At 74.0% G+C, this 19,973-nt stretch carries 21 protein-coding genes; 7 read left to right on the forward strand and 14 right to left on the reverse strand.

The genetic code is table 11. The features are described from left to right. Positions 1-111: 111 nt before the first annotated feature. A complete protein-coding gene (locus tag ACIGHB_RS20495; RefSeq protein ID WP_360317586.1) occupies positions 112-516 on the reverse strand; it encodes a roadblock/LC7 domain-containing protein in 405 nt (134 codons plus the stop codon). A gap of 170 nt (positions 517-686) precedes the next feature. Here ACIGHB_RS20495 and ACIGHB_RS20500 point away from each other — a divergent pair, with 170 nt between their 5' ends. Then, positions 687-1,112: a PPOX class F420-dependent oxidoreductase gene (locus tag ACIGHB_RS20500; protein ID WP_399914837.1), complete on the forward strand. Its 426-nt coding sequence runs from the start codon at positions 687-689 to the stop codon at positions 1,110-1,112. A 19-nt stretch (positions 1,113-1,131) separates the two neighbouring features. Here the strand turns inward: ACIGHB_RS20500 and ACIGHB_RS20505 are convergent, their stop codons facing one another. From ACIGHB_RS20505 to ACIGHB_RS20525, 5 genes are all read right to left on the reverse strand, one after another. Continuing rightward, positions 1,132-1,743 (reverse strand): ATP/GTP-binding protein, encoded by a 612-nt coding sequence (locus ACIGHB_RS20505; protein ID WP_388879981.1) that lies wholly within the window; start codon positions 1,741-1,743, stop codon positions 1,132-1,134. Further along, a complete protein-coding gene (locus ACIGHB_RS20510; RefSeq protein ID WP_399914840.1) occupies positions 1,724-2,164 on the reverse strand; it encodes a DUF742 domain-containing protein in 441 nt (146 codons plus the stop codon). The genes ACIGHB_RS20505 and ACIGHB_RS20510 overlap by 20 nt, the downstream gene beginning before the upstream one ends. Before the next feature lie 12 nt (positions 2,165-2,176). Further along, entirely contained in the window at positions 2,177-2,611 is a 435-nt protein-coding gene (locus ACIGHB_RS20515; RefSeq protein WP_360317592.1) for a roadblock/LC7 domain-containing protein, read from the reverse strand. Further along, on the reverse strand, positions 2,608-5,670 hold the full coding sequence (locus ACIGHB_RS20520; protein WP_399914842.1) for a nitrate- and nitrite sensing domain-containing protein: 3,063 nt from the start codon (positions 5,668-5,670) through the stop codon (positions 2,608-2,610). Before ACIGHB_RS20520 ends, ACIGHB_RS20515 begins: the two co-directional genes overlap by 4 nt. Positions 5,671-5,880: 210 nt before the next feature. Beyond that, positions 5,881-6,717 (reverse strand): MHYT domain-containing protein, encoded by an 837-nt coding sequence (locus ACIGHB_RS20525; protein WP_360318578.1) that lies wholly within the window; start codon positions 6,715-6,717, stop codon positions 5,881-5,883. A gap of 151 nt (positions 6,718-6,868) precedes the next feature. Between ACIGHB_RS20525 and ACIGHB_RS20530 the strand changes: the two genes are divergently transcribed. Both ACIGHB_RS20530 and ACIGHB_RS20535 read left to right on the forward strand, forming a co-directional pair. Then, positions 6,869-7,477, forward strand: coding sequence for a class I SAM-dependent methyltransferase (locus ACIGHB_RS20530; RefSeq protein WP_399914845.1), 609 nt, complete (start codon positions 6,869-6,871; stop codon positions 7,475-7,477). 127 nt (positions 7,478-7,604) lie between these two features. Further along, on the forward strand, positions 7,605-7,895 hold the full coding sequence (locus tag ACIGHB_RS20535; protein ID WP_360318584.1) for a hypothetical protein: 291 nt from the start codon (positions 7,605-7,607) through the stop codon (positions 7,893-7,895). Here ACIGHB_RS20535 and ACIGHB_RS20540 read toward each other — a convergent pair. Next, entirely contained in the window at positions 7,822-9,423 is a 1,602-nt protein-coding gene (locus ACIGHB_RS20540; RefSeq protein ID WP_399914847.1) for an MFS transporter, read from the reverse strand. The genes ACIGHB_RS20535 and ACIGHB_RS20540 overlap by 74 nt on opposite strands. 184 nt (positions 9,424-9,607) lie before the next feature. Here ACIGHB_RS20540 and ACIGHB_RS20545 point away from each other — a divergent pair, with 184 nt between their 5' ends. Then, entirely contained in the window at positions 9,608-10,672 is a 1,065-nt protein-coding gene (locus ACIGHB_RS20545; RefSeq protein WP_399914849.1) for a nitrous oxide reductase family maturation protein NosD, read from the forward strand. A gap of 73 nt (positions 10,673-10,745) precedes the next feature. Continuing rightward, complete coding sequence (locus ACIGHB_RS20550) at positions 10,746-11,795, forward strand: methyltransferase (protein WP_399914851.1); 1,050 nt, start codon at positions 10,746-10,748, stop codon at positions 11,793-11,795. A gap of 91 nt (positions 11,796-11,886) precedes the next feature. Here ACIGHB_RS20550 and ACIGHB_RS20555 read toward each other — a convergent pair whose 3' ends face one another. The 7 genes from ACIGHB_RS20555 to ACIGHB_RS20585 form a co-directional block, all read right to left on the reverse strand. Next, entirely contained in the window at positions 11,887-12,219 is a 333-nt protein-coding gene (locus ACIGHB_RS20555; RefSeq protein ID WP_360318594.1) for a TcmI family type II polyketide cyclase, read from the reverse strand. A gap of 28 nt (positions 12,220-12,247) precedes the next feature. Then, positions 12,248-12,727 (reverse strand): SRPBCC family protein, encoded by a 480-nt coding sequence (locus ACIGHB_RS20560; RefSeq protein ID WP_399914854.1) that lies wholly within the window; start codon positions 12,725-12,727, stop codon positions 12,248-12,250. Between the two features lies 1 nt (position 12,728). Beyond that, entirely contained in the window at positions 12,729-12,989 is a 261-nt protein-coding gene (locus ACIGHB_RS20565) for an acyl carrier protein (protein WP_360318599.1), read from the reverse strand. Between the two features lie 24 nt (positions 12,990-13,013). Continuing rightward, complete coding sequence (locus tag ACIGHB_RS20570; RefSeq protein WP_399914856.1) at positions 13,014-14,261, reverse strand: ketosynthase chain-length factor; 1,248 nt, start codon at positions 14,259-14,261, stop codon at positions 13,014-13,016. After that, positions 14,258-15,526, reverse strand: coding sequence for a beta-ketoacyl-[acyl-carrier-protein] synthase family protein (locus tag ACIGHB_RS20575; RefSeq protein WP_360318604.1), 1,269 nt, complete (start codon positions 15,524-15,526; stop codon positions 14,258-14,260). The genes ACIGHB_RS20570 and ACIGHB_RS20575 overlap by 4 nt, the downstream gene beginning before the upstream one ends. After that, on the reverse strand, positions 15,523-15,996 hold the full coding sequence (locus tag ACIGHB_RS20580; protein ID WP_360318606.1) for a cupin domain-containing protein: 474 nt from the start codon (positions 15,994-15,996) through the stop codon (positions 15,523-15,525). The genes ACIGHB_RS20575 and ACIGHB_RS20580 overlap by 4 nt, the downstream gene beginning before the upstream one ends. 74 nt (positions 15,997-16,070) lie before the next feature. After that, the gene (locus ACIGHB_RS20585; RefSeq protein ID WP_360318609.1) at positions 16,071-17,186 is read right to left on the reverse strand and encodes a SchA/CurD-like domain-containing protein; all 1,116 of its coding nucleotides are present in this window, start codon (positions 17,184-17,186) and stop codon (positions 16,071-16,073) included. A gap of 234 nt (positions 17,187-17,420) precedes the next feature. Here ACIGHB_RS20585 and ACIGHB_RS20590 point away from each other — a divergent pair, with 234 nt between their 5' ends. Together ACIGHB_RS20590 and ACIGHB_RS20595 are read left to right on the forward strand one after the other, a co-directional pair. Then, positions 17,421-19,082, forward strand: a complete 1,662-nt coding sequence (locus ACIGHB_RS20590) for an FAD-dependent oxidoreductase (RefSeq protein WP_399914859.1) — start codon at positions 17,421-17,423, stop codon at positions 19,080-19,082. A 286-nt stretch (positions 19,083-19,368) separates the two neighbouring features. Further along, on the forward strand, positions 19,369-19,884 hold the full coding sequence (locus ACIGHB_RS20595; protein WP_360318614.1) for a sortase: 516 nt from the start codon (positions 19,369-19,371) through the stop codon (positions 19,882-19,884). Positions 19,885-19,973 lie beyond the last annotated feature (89 nt).

Genomic DNA, 19,973 nt, shown 5'->3' on the forward strand with positions numbered 1-19,973 from the left:
CCTGCCGACCGGTCCGGGTTCCGGCGAACCCGACACCACGAAGGTAACGCAGAGTGACGACATCCGCACGGCCTGTGGACAACGGCCTGTGGACAAGGTCCTGTCACAACCTCAGGACGTGGGCCCGCCCGGCTGTCGAGCGGAGACGCCCAGGTGCTCGCCGACCCGGTTGACCAGGAGCGTCATCTCGTACGCGACCTGGCCGACGTCGGCCTCGGCGTCGCTCAGCACACAGAGGCAGCTGCCTTCGCCGGCCGCGGTGACGAACAGCAGCGCCTCGTCGAACTCGACCATCGTCTGCCGGGCCCGGCCGGCCCGGAAGTGGCGGCCTGAGCCGCGCGCCAGGCTGTGCAGGCCGGAGGAGACGGCGGCCAGGTGCTCCGCGTCCTCCCGGGCGAGTTCGCTGCTCGCGCCCGTCACCAGGCCGTCGTTCGACAGCACCAGGGCGTGCCGTATCGGCCCCACCCTGCGGGTCAGGTCGTCCAGGAGCCAGTCGAGCCCCTTGTCCAGCGCCATGCGGTGGTCCTCCCCCTCGTCGGTGCGGTCGCGCCGGCCGGGCCCCGTGCCCGCGTGCGCCGGTACGGACCGCGTGTCCCGGCAAGCCTTACGCACTGTCGTGGACAGGGCAAGCACCCCACCGGCCCGGGTGTGCCGCCGAGCGCCACCGCGTGCCGCACGATGGGGTCATGACGAGAATGACCGAGGACCAGTGGCGGGACTTCGTGTCCCGGGGGACCCGTACCGGCAAGCTCGCGACCGTCCGGGCGGACGGCGGACCGCACGTCGTGCCGGTGTGGTTCGTGCTCGACGGCGACTGCTTCGTGTTCAACACCGGTAAGGACACGGTGAAGGGCCGCAACCTCGCCCGGGACGACCGGGTGTCGCTCTGCGTGGACGACGACGCTCCGCCGTTCTCGTACGTCACGCTGACCGGCCGTGCCGAACTGAGCGAGGACCCGGCGGAGCTGGTCCACTGGGCGACCGTGATCGGCGGTCGCTACATGGGCGTGGACCGCGCCGCGGAGTTCGGTGCCCGCAACGGGGTGCCGGGCGAGCTCGTCGTCCGGGTGAAGATCGAGAAGGTGTCCTCGGCGGGCGGGGTCTCCGACTGACGGCTCCACGGGACGGCGTTCAGCCGACCGTGTCGAGGAGCCGGGCGGTGTGCATGCGCCCGGCGTACTCGACGACCCGGATGAGGACCTCCTTGCCGGAGTCCCGGTCGCGCGCGTCGCAGAGGACCACCGGCGTGCCCTGGTCCAGGTCGAGGGCGCGGGAGACGTCCTGCGCCCCGTAGGAGCGGGCGCCCTCGAAGCAGTTGACGGCCACCACGAACGGGATCTTCCGGTGCTCGAAGTAGTCGACCGCCGGGAAGCAGTCCTCCAGGCGGCGGGTGTCGGCGAGGACGACGGCGCCGAGGGCTCCCTGGGAGAGCTCGTCCCACAGGAACCAGAAGCGGTCCTGTCCGGGGGTGCCGAAGAGGTACAGGGACAGTCCCGCGCGGATCGTGATCCGGCCGAAGTCCATGGCCACGGTGGTGGTGGTCTTCCGGTCCACTCCCCCGGTGTCGTCGACGAGTTCGCCCGCCCGGCTGAGCCGTTCCTCGGTGCGCAGCGGGCGGATCTCGCTGACCGCGCCGACCAGGGTGGTCTTGCCGACGCCGAAGCCGCCGGCGACGAGGATCTTCAGGGCGAGAGCGGTGTCGCCGCCGTCCGCGCCGGTGCTGTCAGAGCGCTCGTAGGCCATCGATCACTTCTCTCAGGATGCGTTCGTCGGGGAGCTGGGCGGGCGGTACGGGCCGGCTGACGCGTACGAAGCCCGCTTCGAGGAGATCGCCGAGGAGGACCCGGACGACGCCCACGGGGAGGTCGGCGTCGGCGGCGAGTTCGGCCACCGACTGGGTCTCGGACCGGCAGAGGGCGAGCAGGGCGCGGTGCTCGGGTCCGAGGACGGCCTCCTCGGCCGGGCCGGGCGGGTCGTCGTCGACGACGACGAGGGCGATGAGGTCGAACCGGACGTTGCTGGGGCCGGGTTTGGTGCGGCCGCCGGTCATCGCGTACGGCCGGACGAGCGGTCCGGCGTCGGCGTCGTACCACTGGCTGCCCGCCGTCCAAGGGCCGCCCCCGGCGGTGTCGGCCGTGGTGTCGCCGGTGCTGTCCATGGTCATGGGAGTCTCCGGTCAGCCGGCGGCCGGCGGGGTCACCGTGAGCCGCGGCGGGGTGTGCAAGTGCTCGCCGACGCGTTTGACGAGCCGTGCCATCTCGTAGGCGATGAGGCCGATGTCGGCGCTGACGGAACTGAGGACGGCCAGGCAGGAGCCGTCGCCGGCGGCGGCGACGAAGAGGAAGCCGTCGTCCATCTCGACCATGGTCTGGCGGACGCCGCCGGTGTGGAACTGCCGTCCGGCGCCCTTGGCGAGGCTGTGGAAGCCGGAGGCGATGGCGGCGAGGTGCTCGGCGTCCTCGCGGCTGAGTCCGCTGGAGGCGCCGACGGGGAGGCCGTCCCCGGAGAGCACCACCGTGTGCCGGACCTCACGGACCCTGGTCACCAGTTCGTCGAGGAGCCAGTCGAGTTCGCCGGAGCGGTGGTGGGAGATCCTCTCGTGGTCGATCATGCGTCGTCTCCTTCGGATCGGGGGTCCTGGGGCGGGTTGGCGCGAGCGCCGAAGTACGGGCCGAGGTCGGTACGCGCGCGTGCGTCGCTCCGCGGGTCGTGGGGGGCCTCGCCGTGGGTGCCGTGGGCGGTGGCGTACGTCGTGCCGGCGGGACCGGCGTCGGCGTAGGGGCGGGTGACGCGGCCCGGGTCCGCGACGGCCGCGTCACCGGCCTCGGGGGCGCCGTCGCCGAGCGGGCGCCGGCTGCCCGGAGCGGGGCCGCCGCCGCGCTGCCAGCCGTCGCGGTAGGCGGCCATCCGGTCGCGTACCCGCTCGGGCGTCCGCTCCGGACTGCCGGGGGCCACGGCGGGGGGCACGGGATCCGGCGCGGGCGCCGCCCGCAGCTGCGGGACGAGGCTCGCCTGCCGGATGCGGCGCGGCAGTCCCGCGTCGCCGTCCGCGGCCCCGACCCCCTGGTCGCGGCCCTCCGTCGACGGCTGCTGCCGCGGTACGGCCTGACCGCGCGGGCGCAGGGTGGTCACACCGGCCGGTACGGGGGCGGCCTCGGGGCTCGGGGCGAGCGCGGGAACGGCCGTGGGGCGGGGCCGGGCCGGCGCCCGTACGGACTTCGGGGGCGCGGGCGTGACGGCGGGGCCCGCCGTTCCCGGGGTGCCCGGGATGCTGCCCGTCGGCCCCGGGGTGCCCGCGCTGCCGCCCGCCGCCCCAGACGTACCCGCGAGGGTGCCCGCCGTCCCGGGGACACCCGCGAGGGGCTTCGGCGTACCGCCGGCGGGCGCGGGGGTACGGGGTGCGGCCGGCGGTGCGGTGAAGCGGCGGGCCTCCGCGCGGTGGGCCTCCGCGCGCTCACGGGCGGCGCGTTCCTCGCCCTGCCCGGCGGTGTCGGCGGGCGCGGCGTGTTCCTCGGTCGCGCGGTCGGCGGGACCGGACGGCGGGGCTCCCTGGAGGAGGTCGGTGGGCAGCAGGACGACGGCGGTGGTGCCGCCGTACGGCGAGGGCCGCAGATGGACCTTGACCGCGTGCCGGGAGGAGAGGCGGCTGACGACGAAGAGGCCGAGCCGGTCGCTGTCGAAGAGGTCGAGGGCCTCGGACTGCGCGATGCGGGCGTTGGCCTCGGCGAGGCTGTCCTGGCCCATGCCGAGCCCGCGGTCCTCGATCTCCAGGGCGTAGCCGTTGCCGACGGGTTCGCCGCTGACCCGGACCTTGGTGTGCGGCGGGGAGAACTGGGCCGCGTTCTCGATGAGTTCGGCGAGGAGGTGGGTGAGGTCGGCGACGGCGCCGCCCGTGACGGCGGTCTCGGGGAGCCGGCGTACCTCCACGCGCGCGTAGTCCTCGATCTCGGAGACGGCGGCGCGGACGACGTTGGTGAGGGGGACGGGCATGCGCCAGGCGCGGCCGGGGGCGGCGCCGGAGAGGATGATCAGGCTCTCGGCGTGGCGGCGCATCCGGGTGGTGAGGTGGTCGAGGCGGAAGAGGTCGTCGAGTTCGGCGGGGTCGTCGGCGCGCCGTTCCATGCTGTCCAGGAGGTTGAGCTGGCGGTGGACGAGGACCTGGCTGCGGCGGGCGAGGTTGACGAAGACCCCGGAGATGCCGCTGGCGAGTTCGGCGCGCTCGACGGCCGCGGCGAGGGCGGCCCGGTGGACGGTGGTGAGGGCCTCGCCGACCTGTCCGATCTCGTCCTGGGGCGCGGGTCCCGGCGGTGCCTCGGCCTGGACGTCGATCTCCTCGCCGGCGCGCAGCCGGCCCATGGCGGCGGGGAGTTTGCGGCGGGCGATGCCGAGGGCGGTGTTGCGGAGGCTGACGAGTTCGACGACGAGCCCGCGGCCGATGCGTACCGAGATGACGAGGGAGGCGGCGACGGCGGCGAGGCCGAGGACGACGGCGGCGCCGGCGGGGCTGAGCATGCCGCCCGCGAAGGCCCCGGTGTCGTCGGCCGCGGCGGCGCGCGCCTCGCTCTCGACGGCGGCGAGGCCGGTGCGTACGGCGGCGAGGGCGGGGTCCCAGTCGGCGGAGGGCGCGGCCTGGGCGGCGGGCCGGCCGTCGGCGGCGGCGGAGACGCGGTCCTCGGCGGCGGTGAGCCGGGCGTGGTCGGGGTCGCCGGTGAGCCGGGCCCAGGCGGCGCGGCCGGCCGGGGGCAGGTCGGCGGTGGCGGAGGCGAGGAGGGTACGGCGGGTCTCGGCGGCGCCGGTGAAGGCGCGGTGGTGGGCGGCGGTGAGCCGGCCGGTGAGGTGGGCGGAGCCGAGGAGGGCGTCCTGGCGGGCGAGCATCTCGCCGGCGCGGGCGAGTTCGAGGAGCACGCGCGCGTGGGAGCCCTGTCCGGTGTCCTGGATGCCGCTGAGGGCGCCGCCCACGGCGAAGCCGGCCGTGACGGCGGTGGTGTACGCGGCGTACACCCGGTCCCAGTCGCCTCGTCCCTCGGCGGCGGTGGCGCGGAGCCGGGCGAGGCCCTGGGCCTCGCGGACGAAGGCGCCGACGCGCTCGGCGACGTCGGCGGGCAGGTCGCCGGAGTCGCCGACGGTGTGGCCGGCGCCGAGACCGAGCCGGGCGACGGCCTCGTCGGTGCGGCGGACGCGGTCCTTGAGCTCGGCGGCGCGCACGGCGCCGGGGGCTGCGATCTGCCGCAGGGCGGCCCGGCGTTCCTCCTGGAGGGCGGCGACGGCGGCGGAGACCGGCTGCCGGATGTCGGCGTCGACGCGCTGGAGCTGGCGGATCCTGGCCATGTCCTGGGCGGTGGTGACGGTGGCGAAGCCCCAGAGGGCGAGGAGGGAGACGACCGGGACCATGAGGAGCGAGACGATCTTGGCGCGTACGGTGCGGGGCCGGAGCCCTCGCCTCGGGGCCGGTTCGGCGGGGGCGGCCACCGCGCCGTCCGACGAGGCTCCGGCCCCGCCGCCTTCCGCGTCGCCGGGCGGGGCGCCCGATCCGGCCGCGGTACTCGGGCCGGGGCCGGCGCCGCGCTGTTCCGGTTCGTCGGCGGGCGGCCCGGCGTGCGCGCGCCGCCCGCGTGCGGTCGCCGGCGGCGCGGGCGCCGCGGCGTCCTGGTTCTTGCGGGGAGTTCGCATGGGCTCCTCGTTCCGGCTGGGGGAGGCAGATCGGTCGCTGGACGGGGGGAAGGGGGGACGGAGGCGGGCCGCGGGGCAGGCGTCGGGCGTCAGGCGTCAGGCGTCAGGCGTCAGGCGTCAGGCGTCAGGCGTCAGGCGTCAGGCGTCAGGCGTCAGGCGTCAGGCGTCAGGCGTCAGGCGTCAGGCAAGGGGGAGACGGACGGCGGCGGGTCAGGGAGTCGGTGTGCGGACGGCGTTCCGGTCGGCGCGGAACCCGGGCGGGGCCACGTCGACCGCGCGCTCGTCCGGTTCGGTGAGGCTCTCGGCCGAGGCGTACGCGGCTCGTTCCCTGGCCGTCGGGGAGAGGGCCACGAACGCGGAGGTGATGAAGAGGTAGGAGCCGAGGCCCACGGCGAGCGGGAAGATGAACTGCATGACGGTGGCGCCGGGCAGGTCCGCGGAGGAGGGGACGACGTCCACCCCGACGGCGAGCATGCCCGTGTAGTGCATGCTGCTGACGGCCGCTCCCATGACGAGGGAGGCGAGCGCGACCGCGATCGGCGCGTGGATGTGGAGGGCGGCCCAGAGGGCGGCGGTGGCGGCGACCACCGCGATGAGGACCGAGAGGGCGACGAGCAGCGGGTCGTAGTGGACGGTGCCGTGGAGACGGAGGGCGGCCATGCCCATGTAGTGCATGCTCGCCACGCCGATGCCGGTCGTCAGCCCGCCGATCAGAAGTGACCGCACGCGATCGCGTCCGTAGCCGACGGCGAAGACGCCGACCCCCACGACGCCCATCGCGATGACGAGGCTGAGGAGGGTGAGCGGCACGTCGTAGCGGATGTCGGTGCCGGTGACGCCGAAGCCGAGCATCGCGACGAAGTGCATGGTCCAGATGCCGGTGCCGATCGCGGAGGCGGCGGTGAGCAGCCAGTTCCGCCGCGAGCGGCCGGTCGCGTCGAGCGCGCGGACGGTGCAGCGCAGCCCGAGGGCGGCGCCTATGCAGGCCATCGCGTACGACAGCACAGGTGTCAGCCAGCCGAAGGTGGCGTGGTCCAGGTGTCCCATGACTCGGGGACGCTAGTGCGCACGAGGGGGCGCACTGGGGGCGCATTTCGAAAGCTGCTGGAATATGACGGAGAGAAGTACCGGTTCGATCGGACGACGTTCGAACGTGCACACAGAACGTTCACACGCGCGGGTGGGCGATCATGGGCACATGAGCGATGACCCCACAGATGTCCGAGCGTTCTTCGCCACCCGCGCGGCCGGCTGGGACAGCCGCTTCCCCGACGACGGTCCCGCCTACGCCGCCGCCGTCGCGGAGCTGGGCCTGCGCCCCGGCGACGCCGTGCTCGACGCGGGCTGCGGCACGGGCAGGGCGCTGCCCCCGCTGCGTACCGCCGTCGGCCCCACGGGGACCGTCATCGGCGTCGACCTCACCCCGGAGATGCTGGCCGAGGCCGTACGGGCCGGGCGGCGCGGCCCCCTGGGCGCCGGGACCCTGCTCCTCGCCGACGTCGGCGGGCTGCCGCTCCGGGACGGCGGGCTCGACGCGGTCTTCGGCGCGGGCCTCGTCTCCCACCTGGCCGATCCGGTCGCCGACCTGCGCGAACTCGCCCGGGTGGTACGGCCCGGCGGCCGTCTCGCGCTCTTCCATCCGATCGGGCGCGCCGCGCTCGCGGCCCGGCACGGAAGGCGGATCACCCCGGACGACCTGCGGGCCGAACCCCGGCTGCGCCCCGTCCTCGCCGAGGCCGGCTGGCGGCTCGTGTCGTACGTGGACGAGGACGCCCGCTTCCTCGCGCTGGCCGTACGGGAGGGCTGAGGCGCGGGACCGGCGGCCGGGACCACCAACGCCCCCTTCTGTCCCGGCACTTCACTGTCTACCGTGGACGTGCCGGGCAGCCCTGCCCGGGGAAAGGCGGCCGGCCGTGGCACGGATAGCGGAACGCATGCGCAAGCTCCTCCCCTCCGCCCGACGCGCGCCCGGGGACGGAGCCGCCCCGGCGGCCCGCACCGGACCGCAGGGCCGCAATCTCTTCGAGGCGGCCGCGGTCTACGTCGCCGCCTGCGCCGAGGACGACCAGGACCGGATGGACGAGGCCGCGACCTGGGTCTCCCCCGGTCAGCTCAGCTTCGGCGTCAACGAACTCGCCTGCCGTGCCCTCCTCACCCTCGCCCGGGAACGGAACCAGACCCCGGAGACGGTGGCTCGCTCCCTGCTCGGGGTGCGCGCCCGCTGAGAGCCTCGTGAGGGCGGGGGCCCTCCCCGGGCCTCCCCCGCTCGGGGCCGCCGGCCGGGACGCGTACCGTCGCGAACACGAGCAGCGAGGCCAGCGCGCCCAGGGCCGCCGCCACGAGCAGCACCGCGTTCAGGCCGGACGCGAACGCCTCCCGCACCAGCTCCGCCATGCCGGCGCGCTCGCTCTCCGGCAGGCCGTCCAGGATCGCCCCGGCCTGCCCGCCGCTCAGCGCGGCGGCCGTCCCGTGCGGGTCCGGGATCCCGGCCCCCGCCCTGAGGACCTGCTCGACGCGCGACGAGAAGATCAGGCCGAACACCGCGACCCCCAGCGCGAAGCCCAGCTGGCGGAAGGTGTTGACCGCACCGCCCACCATGCCGCCGCGCTCCGGGGGCACCGTGGCGAGGGCCGCCGCCGCGAGGCTCGGCGTCACGAGCCCGACCCCCACGCCGGAGACGACGAGTCCCGCCATGAGACTCCCGCCCGTGGATCCCGCGTCGAGGCCCGCCTGCATGCCGGCGCCCAGGGCGATGAGCGCGAGGCCGCCCCCGATCGACACCCGGGGCGGCCAGGGGCCGAACCGGCCCGCGAGCGCCGACGCGACGAAGGCGGCGGCGCACATGGGCAGGATGTACAGACCCGCCTCGACGGGCGCGTACCCCAGGACGGACTGCATCCAGAGCGACTCGTACAGCAGGTGCGCGAAGGCGGCGCCCTGGAGGAACAGGGCGCCGGCCATGATGCCGGTGAACGACGGGACGCGGAACAGCGACAGGTCGAGAACGGGCTCTTCGTGGCCCCTCTCGACCAGGACGAAGAGGGCGAGGGCGACGCCCGCCGCCGCGAACAGGCCGAGGGTGAGGGGAGCCGACCACCCGTCCGAGTGGGCGCGGATCAGCCCGAAGGTGAGGGACCCGCTCGCCACCGTGAAGGTCACGACGCCGAGGACGTCCGCCCGCTGCCCGCCCCGGGGCCGGTCCTCGGCCGCGCGCACGCAGCGCAGGGTCGCCACGACGGCGACCAGGCAGAGCGGGAGGTTGACGAAGAAGATCCACCGCCAGTCCAGGTACTGCGTGATCAGTCCGCCGACCATCGGCCCGGCCGCCGCCGCGACCGAGTTCGTGGCCCCCCACACGGCGAAGGCGATCCCCCGGTCCCGGCCGCGGTAGTGCGAGCCGAGCAGGGCGATCGTCGTCCCGAACATGCCCGCGGCGCCCGCTCCCTGCACCGCTCTGGCCCCGATCAGCACAGCCGCGTCCGGGGCGAGTCCGCAGACCGCCGACGCCGCGGTGAAGACCGCGAGGCCCGTGAGGTACACCCGTCTGCGGCCGACCCGGTCGGCGCGGGAACCGACACCGAGCAGCAGCGACGCCAGGGCCAGCGCGTAGACGTCGAGGACCCACTGCACGTCGGAGAGGTCGGTGCGGAGGTCCGCCGCCATGGCGGGCAGCGCCACGATCACGATCGTGACGTCGAGCAGCAGCATGAAGGTGCCGAGGCAGATCGCCGCCAGAGGACCCCACCGACGCATCCGAACCCCTCTCCTCCGCCGTGCCGGGGCGACGGCCCCGGCCGCCCCATGATCCACGCCGGAGGCGGCTTCCCCGCCGGCCGTCGCGCGCCACGCCGGGCGGGTGGATCGCAGGGGCGTATGCCTAGGGCCGCCTGGAGGATCAGCGGTGGCGGGGCCGATGACCCGCTCATAGCTTCGCCGTATGACGAAACAGCAGATCGCCTACCTGGCATGCACCGTGACCCTCGTGGTCGCGGGAATGGGGGCCGCCGCTCCGACGGCCGACCACCGCACGGTGCACCGGGTGAAGCCCGGCGAGTCGATCCAGAAAGCGGTGGACGCCGCGAAGCCCGGAGACACGGTCGTCCTCTCCCCGGGCACCTACCGCGAGAGCGTCCGCATCACCACCTCGAACGTGACCCTGCGCGGTTCGAACGTCCTGCCGACCGTGCTCGTCCCCGGCAAGGCCGCCGCGGGCGACACCTGCGCCGCAGCCGGCCACGGTATCTGTGTCACCGGCACGGCCGACAGCCCCGTCGAGGGCGTCGCGGTCCGCTCCCTGACGCTCCGGGGCTTCACGAAGAACGGGCTGTGGGCCTCGCGGACCGACCGGCTGAGGATCCAGCGCGTCACCGCCGAGGAGAACGGCAACTGGGGCATCGCCCTGGAACGGTCCGTACGCAGCGTCCTGACCCACAACCGCGCCCGGAACAACGCCGACGCCGGACTCTTCGTCTCCAACACCACCGACACCGAGTCGGGCGCCGTCGACGCCGAGGGGACGGTCATCCGCCGCAACCACGTGTCCGGCAACCGCATCGGCCTCACCGTGCGGCGCCTGCGCAACCTGACCGTCGAGAACAACGAGGCGACCGGGAACTGCGCCGCCGTGTTCGTGGTGGGCGACGAGTCCACCCCGCGCGCCGGGGCGATGACCCTGCGCCGCAACCACGTCCACGCCAACAACAAGCACTGCCCGAAGACGCCCCGGCTGCCCTTCCTCCAGGGCTCGGGCATCGTCCTCACCGGCGCCGAGGAGACGCTGGTCGCCGAGAACAGGATCGTGGACAACGTCGGCACCTCGCCGCTGTCGGGCGGCATCGTGCTCTTCAAGAGCTTCGTGGGCGCCCTCAACGAGCGCAACGAGATCCGCGACAACGTCGTCCTCGGCAACGGCTCGGCCGACCTCGCCAACCGGGACACCGGCAAGGGCAACACGTTCCGCGGCAACACCTGTGAGGTCTCGGAGCCCGCGGGCATGTGCTGACGGCCCCCCTCCCCCGTTCCATCCCCCCATCCCCCCATCCCCCCATCGCACCTCACCGACGAGAAGGCGACAGATGACGACTGTTGATCCGGTTCCCCCCACCGTCGACCCCGTCCCTCCGCCACCCATGCGGCTGCGGGAGCTCGTGTTCGGGGCGGCCTGTGCCGCCGCGATCCGCGCCGCCGTCCGCCTCGGCGTGGCGGACGCCCTGGGCGACACGCCCATGACCGTGGAGGCCCTGGCCGCCTCGGCCGGGTCCGAGCCCCGGACCCTGCGCCGCCTGCTCCGCGCGCTCTCCTGCCAGGGCGTCTTCGCGGAGAACCCCGACGGCACGTTCGCGCACACGGAGATGTCGCGGCTGCTGCGCGAGGACGACCCGCACAGCCTGCGGTACATCGCCCTGTGGTGCACCGAGCCGTGGACCTGGAACGTGTGGCCGAAGCTCGACGAGGCGGTGCGCTCCGGCCGCGAGGTCTTCGAGGACGTGTACGACGAGCAGTTCTTCACCTACCTCAACGAGCAGGCCCCCGAGTCGGCGTACGTGTTCAACCGCGCCATGACCACGTCGAGCCGGCAGTCCGCCCAGGACGTCGCCGACCTCCTCGACCTGCGCGGCGCCTCCTCCGTCGCGGACATCGGCGGCGGCCAGGGGCACGTCCTGGCGAGCCTCCTGGAACGTCACCCCACCCTGGAGGGCACGCTCCTCGACCTGCCCGGGGTCGTGGGCAACGCCGACCCGCGCCTGCGGGACGGCGGCGCGCTCGCCTCCCGGGTCCGGGTCGTCGCGGGTGACTGCCGCGAGGACATCCCGGTCCGGGCCGACGTGTACGTCATCAAGAACATCCTGGAATGGGACGACGAGAGCACCCGCAGGACGCTCGCCAACGTCCGCGCGGCGGCGCGCCCCGGGGCCAGGGTCGTCGTGATCGAGAACCTCGTGGACGACACGCCGTCGATGAAGTTCACGACGGCGATGGACCTCCTGCTGCTCCTCAACGTCGGCGGCGCCAAGCACACCCGGCAGAGCATGGTCGACCGGCTGACGGACGCCGGCCTCGTCATCGGCGAGATCCGCCCCGTCAACGCGTACCTGCACGCCTTCGAGTGCACGATCCCCGTCTGACCCGACGGACCGCGACGGACCCGAGGCCGCCCGCCCCGCTTCACGCGGGGCGGGCGGCCTCGGGTCCTCTGCCGTGCGGTGCCTCGGAGGGTCAGGACCCTCCGTCGCGCTCCCAGCGGTAGAAGCACTGCGCCATGGCGTCCTTCGGGCTCCGCCACGTCTCCGGGTCGTACGCGCTGACGTACGCCGACAGCTTCTCGCTGGCGTCCCGGAACTCCGGGTGGCCGGTCAGCCGCGCGATGGCGGGACCGGGGTCCTTCTCCGATTCGATGAGGTGCAGGTACACGTCGCCGAACTGGAACAGGCGGCGGCGGGTGACGCCGACCAGGTGCGGGAGCTCACCGCGGTCGGAGGCGGCGAACACGTCGGCGATGGCGGGCGCGGAATCCGGCGCCATGCGGGCGACGATCAGGGCGTGGTGCATCGAGCGTCCTTCCTGGGGTGGTGGCCGGTCAGCCGGGCAGGACCGTGGCGCTCCGGCGGTCACGGGCGACCTGCTCGATGCGGTCCCGGATGAGGGCCATCTGCGTGCGGGAGTTGCGGTTGATGTTGTCGGTCATCCAGGCGTCGTCGACCGGGGCGTCGGGCTTCATCGCGAAGTCCTGGAGCCACCGCATGCGGACGCCGGCCGGGGTGTCCTCGTACTCCCACCGGATGTTCATGTGGTCGAACGGGCCGGTCTCGACGCGGTGGGCGCGGACGGTCAGTCCGGCGCGGTCCACGGTGCGCTCCGACACCCAGCTCCAGACCTTCCCGTTCTCGTCCGGGTGCATGGTCAGGCGGAAGGTGGTCGAGTCGCCCTCGCGGGAGAGCACCTCCAGGGAGGCGTACTCGCTGAAGAGGGAGGGCCAGTTCTCGATGTCGTTGGTGATGTCCCAGACGAGGTCGAGCGGTGCCTCGATGGTGATGCTGTTGTCGGTGCGGCCGGACACGTCAGGCCCCCTTCTGGAGAACGCCGTTGACCAGGTCGAGGAAGTCGGCCGGCGACTTGCTGCGCTCGGCGTCGGTGGGCAGCGCCACGCCGTACCGGTTCTCCAGCTCGCCGACGATGCCGAGCAGGCCGAGCGAGTCGACGCCGAGGGTGCTGAAGGGCGCGTCCGGGGCCTTCTGGAGCTCCAGGGGGTCGACGGTGACCCCGGCCGCCTGCTTCATCAGCGCGGCGAGTTCGTCGAAGGTCAGTGCGGTGGTGATCATCTGTGCTCTCCTTCCCGCCCGGTCCTACCGGGCGGAGTCGTCGCCGCGGCGCACGACCAGCGCCGCGTTGGATCCCATGAGTCCCCGGCTGAGGACGAGGGCCGTGCGCAGCTCGCCGGGGCGAGCGCGCGACATCACCAGATCGAGGTCGTGGCAGATGTCGAACACGTACGGGGTGGGGGGCACCACGCCGTGTTCCATCGCGAGCACCGCGGCGGCGGTGTCCAGGACGGGCGCTCCGCAGTAGGCGCGGCCGATGCCCGTCTTGGGCGCGGTGACGGGCACGCGGGCGGCGTGCGTCCCGAGGGCGTCGGCGAGCGCCAGCGCCTCGGCGCGGTCCGCCTCGGGCACGCCCATGGCGTCGGCGAAGACGACGTCGATCTCCTCGGGGGCGCACCCGGCCTCGTCCAGGGCGACCCGGATGGCGCGGGCGAGTCCCTCGCGGGACTCGCGCCACCGGGAGGCGCCGGTGAAGGTGGCGCCGTGGCCGGCGACGTAGGCCCGGACGGCCGCTCCCCGGTCCCGGGCGCGGTGTTCGTCCTCCACGACGAGCATCGCGCCGCCCTCGGCGGGGACGAAGCCGCAGGCGGCCTCGGTGAAGGGACGGTAGGCGCGGTCCGGGTCCTCGACGGTGCTGAGCTCCGGGTAGCCGAGCTGGCACACCACCGAGTACGGGGCGAGGGGGGCTTCCGCCGCCCCGACGACCACCGCGCCGGTTCCGCGCCGGACGGCGCGGGCGGCGTGGGCGATGCCGTCCAGGCCGCCCGCCTCGTCGCTCGCGACCACCCCGCAGGGCCCCTTGAAGCCGCTGCGGATGGAGATCTGGCCGGTGCTCGCGGCGTAGAACCAGGCGATGGACTGGTAGGGGCCGACGAACTTGGATCCCTGGCCCCACAGTTTCTGGAGTTCGCGCTGGCCGAACTCGCCGCCTCCGGAACCGGCCGCCGTGACGACGCCGATGGAGAACGGGTCCTCCGGGACGCCGTGGACGACGCCGGCGTCGTCGAGGGCGAGCTGGGCGGCGGCCATCGCGTAGTGGCTGAACCGGTCGGTCTGGACGAGGAAGCGCTCCTCGATCAGGTCGGACGCCTCGAAGCCGCGCACCTCGCCCGCGACCTTGAGGGGCAGGTGCTCGCACCCCTCGCGGGTGACGCGGTCCAGGACGCCGAGCCCTTCCCGTACGGATTTCCAGTACTCGTCGGCGCACAGTCCGTCGGGGGCGATCACCCCGATGCCGGTGACCGCCACCCGCCCTGGTCGCTCGGTGCTCATCGTGTCCTCCCGGCCGGCCCCGTGAGGAGGACCGCGGACTGGAAGCCGCCGAAGCCGCTGCCCACGGAGAGCACGTTCCCGAGCTTCCGGGAGCGGGCGGTGCGCGGCACGTAGTCCAGGTCGCACTCGGGGTCGGGGGTCTCGTAGTTCGCCGTCGGGGGGACCACCTGGTGCTTCAGCGCCAGGACGCAGGCCGCCACCTCGATGGCTCCGATCGCGCCCAGTGAGTGCCCCACCATGGATTTGATGGAGCTCATGGGTGTGTCGTAGGCGTGCGCGCCCAGCGACCGCTTCACCGCGGCGGTCTCGTGCCGGTCGTTCTGCCGGGTGCCGGATCCGTGCGCGTTGACGTAGTCGACGCGCGTGGGGTCGATCCGGGCCTGGTCCAGGGCGGAGTCGATCGCCCGGGACATCTCCACGCCCTCACCGGTCAGACCGGTCATGTGGTAGGCGTTGCCGAAGGTGGCGTAGCCGCCGATCTCGCAGTAGACGTGCGCGCCCCTGGCGCGGGCGTGCTCGTAGTCCTCCAGCACGAGGACGGCCGCGCCCTCGCCCATGACGAAGCCCTTGCGGTTGTTGTCGAAGGGCCTGGAGGCGTGCTCCGGGTCGTCGTTGTCGGGCGAGGTGGCCTTGATGGCGTCGAAGCAGGCCATGGTGATCGGGGAGATCGGCGAGTCCGACGCGCCGGCGATGCAGACGTCCGCGCGGCCCTCCTGGATGGTGTGGAAGGCGTAGCCGACGGCGTCGAGGCCGGAGGTGCAGCCGGTGGAGACCGTCTGCACCGGGCCGCGGGCGCCGAACCGTTCGGCCACGAGGGAGGCGAGCGTGCTGGGCGAGAACGCCAGGTGCAGCCGGGGGTCGGCCGCCCTGTGGTCCACGTCCCACCGCTGCCCGCCCGCGCTGACCAGGACGTAGTCGTGTTCGAGCCGGGTGGTGCCGCCGACGGCGCTGCCGAGGGAGACCGCGATCCGCCAGGGGTCCTCCGCGGCGGTGTCGAGCCCGGCGTCCTGGACGGCCTCGTCCGCGGCGACGGCGGCGAACTGGATGTACCGGTCGGCGTGGCGGCTCAGCTCCGGGCCGAGACCGTGGGCCTCGGGGTCGAAGTCGCACTCGGCGGCGATGCGGGAGCGCAGACCGGCCGGATCGAAGAGGGTGATGCCGCGCGTCGCGGTACGGCCGTCGGTGAGGAGGTCCCAGAACGCCTTCGCTCCGGTCCCGCCCGGAGCGACCACACCGATACCGGTGACGGCCACTCGCCGGGTCACTCGATGGCCCCGCTTCGCTCGGCCGTCCGCCCGGGGTCGTGGACGATCAGGTGGGGTCCCGCCACCGGGGCCGGCGCGCCGTCCTCGGTGACCTCGGTGTCCACGTGGCCGAGGCTCGGCCGGGGCGCGAGCGGGCCCAGGTGGAAGACCATCCGGGCCTCCTTCTTCCCCACGTTGCGGAAGCGGTGCCGCACGTCGATCGGGATGAGGAGCCCCTGGTCGGGCCGCAGCTCGTGCGTCTCGCCGTCCAGGTCCACCTCCAGCGATCCGGAGACCACGTACACGAACTCCTCGGAGTACGGGTGGTAGTGCTCGCCGATGCGCTCGCCCGGCTGCACGATGGCCAGGCCCATGAAGCCGCTGGTCGAACCGACCGTGGCCGGGGTGAGCATGGCGCGCAGGTCGCCTCCCCGCCTGCGGTTGGGTTCGGTCTCGCTCAGGTTCACGATGCGCGGATGCTGCTTGAGCATGGTTGATACCTCCAGATGTGGCTGTGCCGTGCGGGGGAGCGGCCGGCGGCCGTGGCGGCCGCCGGGGCCGGCCGTCAGGCGGACGCCGAGCGGTCGGTGACCGGCAGCATGTCGATGTGCGACAGGAGCCGGTTGACGTTGCGCTCCGTGTCCAGGGAGCCCTCGACGCCGACCGCGGCGCCGTCGAGCAGGCGCTCCAGTTCGGCCGCCTTGCCGGTGCCCTTCAGGCCGAGCGAGGCGAGGGCGTCGAGGTCCGGTTCGCCGACGACGTCGATCAGGCGGACCACGATGTCGTCGCGCTGGAAGACGGTGCTGCCGTACACGGGGCCGTCCGGGTCCTCGGCCGCGGCCCTGTCCTGGTGGGCGAGCAGCCGGGCGAGGTCCGTGCCGCGACCCTCCTTGGCCGGGTAGTACAGCGCGTGCCGGCGCAGCCCGGCCGGGGCCGGCCGGTCCGCCACCACGTGCTGGACGGCCGGGAGGGCGGCCCGGGTGAAGAACACCCGGGCGGAGTCCGGGTCGGACAGGTCCCGGTCCTGCTCCAGGTAGGGGTTGATGGCCTCCTCGACCGCGCGCACCTCGGGCTGACGGGCGACGTGCCGCAGCGCCGCGAGCAGGTCGCCCTCGACCTCCACGGCCCGCACGACCCGGTTGCCGTGCATGAAGAGCGAGGTGCGGCGCAGCCGCGTGTTCTCGTCGACCCGCGCGGAGGGGGACTGGTACCCGGAGAGGATCTCGGCGACCTTCGACTCCGAGCCGGGCTTGACGGTGAACGTCAGGGCGTGGCGGGCCACTCCGTCGCCGACGCGCGCCTGCACCTGCGTGTCCGCGGGCGTGGTCGGCTGGGGCTGGGCGGGGTTGGTCTCGCGGAGGATGCTGTAGCGCATCGAGCGGGTGTCCCGGACACAGCTGTGCATGGGCTTGACGGTCTCGACGTGCTCCTCGCTGTTCACCCACGCGAGGAAGGGCGGCGCGCTCTCCCACTCGCTGGTGATGAGCCACTGCGAGGGGTTCTCGATGGACTGGCACAGCTGGTCGCTGATGTGGCCGGGCACGGAGGCGACCTGCCGGCGCATGAGCTCGTACGCGTCGAGGAACTGCTGCTGCGCTCCCTCGTACAGGTCGAGCAGGAGGATCACCCGCAGCCTGGAGCCGTCGAAGACCGACTGTGAGATGCGTCCCGAGGGGGCCATCCGGCACACCTCTTTCTCTTCAGTGGGAGGGGGGTGGGAACGATCCGCGTGTCCGACACGCCGAGATCGCCACGTGTCGATGGTTGACAGGAGCGCCGAGAGCGCGCGAGTCCCGTGGGGCAGGCGAGTGAACCGCGCGCCATCCGGGTGCCCCGGCACGCGGACACGCTTCCGAAGGACTTGAATCTGGATTCCATCCCCGACTCTCGTCGCGGGCGACGCAGGAGGCGCACCATGAACCCACTCGAAGTGGCCGGTGAGGCGATCGGTCACCGGACACCCGTACTCATCGTCGGCGGCTCGCTGGTGGGCCTCTCCACCTCGCTGTTCCTGGGCCGTCTCGGAGTGCCGCACACCCTGGTGGAGCGCCACGCGGGGACGTCGATCCACCCGCGCGGCCGGGGCAACAACGTCCGCACCATGGAGGTCTTCCGCGGTGCCGGCGTCGCGGAGCCCATCCAGCGGGCCGCCTCGGTCCTCGCGCACAACAACGGCATCCTGCAGACGCCGAGCCTGGTGGGCGAGGAGGGCGACTGGCTGTTCAAGGAGATCGACCCCGGCGGCGGTCTCGCCCGCTTCAGCCCCACCGGCTGGTGCCTGTGCAGCCAGAACGACCTCGAACCGGTCCTGCTCGCGCGGGCCGGGGAGCTCGGCGGCGACCTGCGGTACTCGACGGAGCTGATGTCCTTCGAGCAGGACGCCGAAGGGGTGACCGCCCGGGTCAAGAGCCGCGAGACGGGTGAGCACACCACGATCCGCGCGGACTACCTCGTCGCGGCGGACGGTCCGCGCAGCCCGGTCCGCGAGCTGCTCGGCATCGGCCAGACCGGGCAGGGCGACCTGTTCCACAACGTGAGCGTCACCTTCACCTCGCGCGGCCTCGCGGGCATCGTCGGCGACCGGCGCTTCATCGTCGGCTACCTCACCAACCCGGACGCCGAAGGCGCGCTCCTGCCGATCGACAACCGGGAGCGCTGGGTCTTCCACGCCCCCTGGCACCCCGAACACGGCGAGACGCTGGAGGAGTTCACGGACGAGCGGTGCCGGGACCACATCCGGCGCGCCGTGGGCGTCCCGGACCTCGACGTGGAGATCACCGGCCGGGCGCCGTGGCACGCGGCCGAGCGGATCGCCGAACGGTACGCGGACGGCCGGGTGTTCCTCGCCGGTGACTCCGCCCACGAGATGCCGCCCACCGGGGCGTTCGGCTCCAACACCGGGATCCAGGACGCGCACAACCTGGCCTGGAAGCTCGCCGCCGTCCTGAACGGCTGGGCTGGTCCCGGCCTGCTCGCCTCCTACGACACGGAACGGCGGCCGGTGGCCGTGGTGACGAGCGCCCGGGCCGCGGCGCGGTCGGTGGAGCACAGCCACCCCGGGTACGCCCCCGCGACCGGATTCGGCGGCCCCAAGGGCGGCAAGGGCGGCATCCTCAACGAGGTGCTCGGCTACCGCTATCCGCAGGGCGCCGTGCTGGGCGCCGACCCCTCGGTGCCGGTCGTGTCCGACGGACTGCGTCTGACGGGCGAGCCCGGCAGCCGGGCGCCTCACGTGTGGCTGGACCGCGCCGGCACCCGGCTCTCCACCCTCGACCTGTACGAGCGGTCCATGGTGCTGCTGAGTTCCGAGGACGGCGCCGGCGGCTGGCACGCGGCGGCGGTGCGCGTCGCCGGGGAGCTCTCGGTGCCGCTCGACGCCTACCGGATCGGCGGCGGACCCGAGGCCGAGCTCTCCCCCGCGAGCGACACGGACTGGGCGGAGGCCCACGGCGTCACCGCAGACGGCGCGGTGCTGGTCCGGCCCGACGGCTTCGTCGCCTGGCGGTCCGAGGGCGCGGCGGCGGACCCCGAGGCGGCGGTGCGGGAAGCCCTCACGGCGATCCTGAGCCGGGGCTGACCCTCCTCCTCGACGCAGCTCCCCTCCAGGGGCGGGAACCCGGCCGGTTCCCGCCCCTCGCCCGTTCGCGCGCAGCCCACCCCACGTTCTCCGGTTTCACCGGGACGCCCGTGACCTGCGGTGATGGAGGCGAGGACGGACGATCAAGCCTCCGAACGCGCGACATCGCGGGCGCGGCTCCCGTTGCGGCGGTCACCGGCCGGGGGTCTTCTCGTGCACGGAGCACAGCACAGGGGCCGCGCAGTCCAGCCGGCCGGGAAGGCTCCGCCGAACGAGAGAAGGAAGCATGCGCCTCGCACGTACGGGTGCCCAGCTCGCCCTGGCCCTGTCCACCCTCGCCCTGTCCGCGCCCTCCGCCATGGCGGCGACCTCCGGTGAGGTCCGGGTCAACCCGGGGCTCGCGGCCCCCGGCACCACCGTCACCGTCACCACCACCGCCTGCGGCAAGGAGACCTACGGCAAGGGCGAATCGGTGGCGGGCGGCCCGTTCCACCTCTTCGCCGGGGAGCGGCCCGGCGTCCTGGTGGGCCAGTTCACGCTGCCGGCGGACGCCGCGTCCGGCACGGACACCGTGACCCTCAAGTGCCCGCCCCGCATCAAGCAGACCGTCACCTACCGGATCTCCGGCGCGCCGAACGGCGCGGTGGAGGCGGGCTTCGGATGGGCGGCCGGCGGGGACGGCGGCACGGACGGGGACGCCGGATCCCCGTACGGCCTCGCCGCGCTCGGCCTGGCCGGCGCCGGCGCGGGCCTGCTGTTCGTCCGGCGCCGCCGGGTCGTCGCCGCGCGGCACACGGCCTGAGCCCCGCGCTCCCCGCGCCCGGCCCCGGACCTCTCCCCCGAGGAGGCCCGGGGCCGGGCCGCGTCGCGGGCGGGTCCACGGCGCGGGCG

It is taken from the genome of Streptomyces sp. NPDC085460 (assembly GCF_044541975.1).
In the GTDB taxonomy this organism is placed as follows: domain Bacteria; phylum Actinomycetota; class Actinomycetes; order Streptomycetales; family Streptomycetaceae; genus Streptomyces.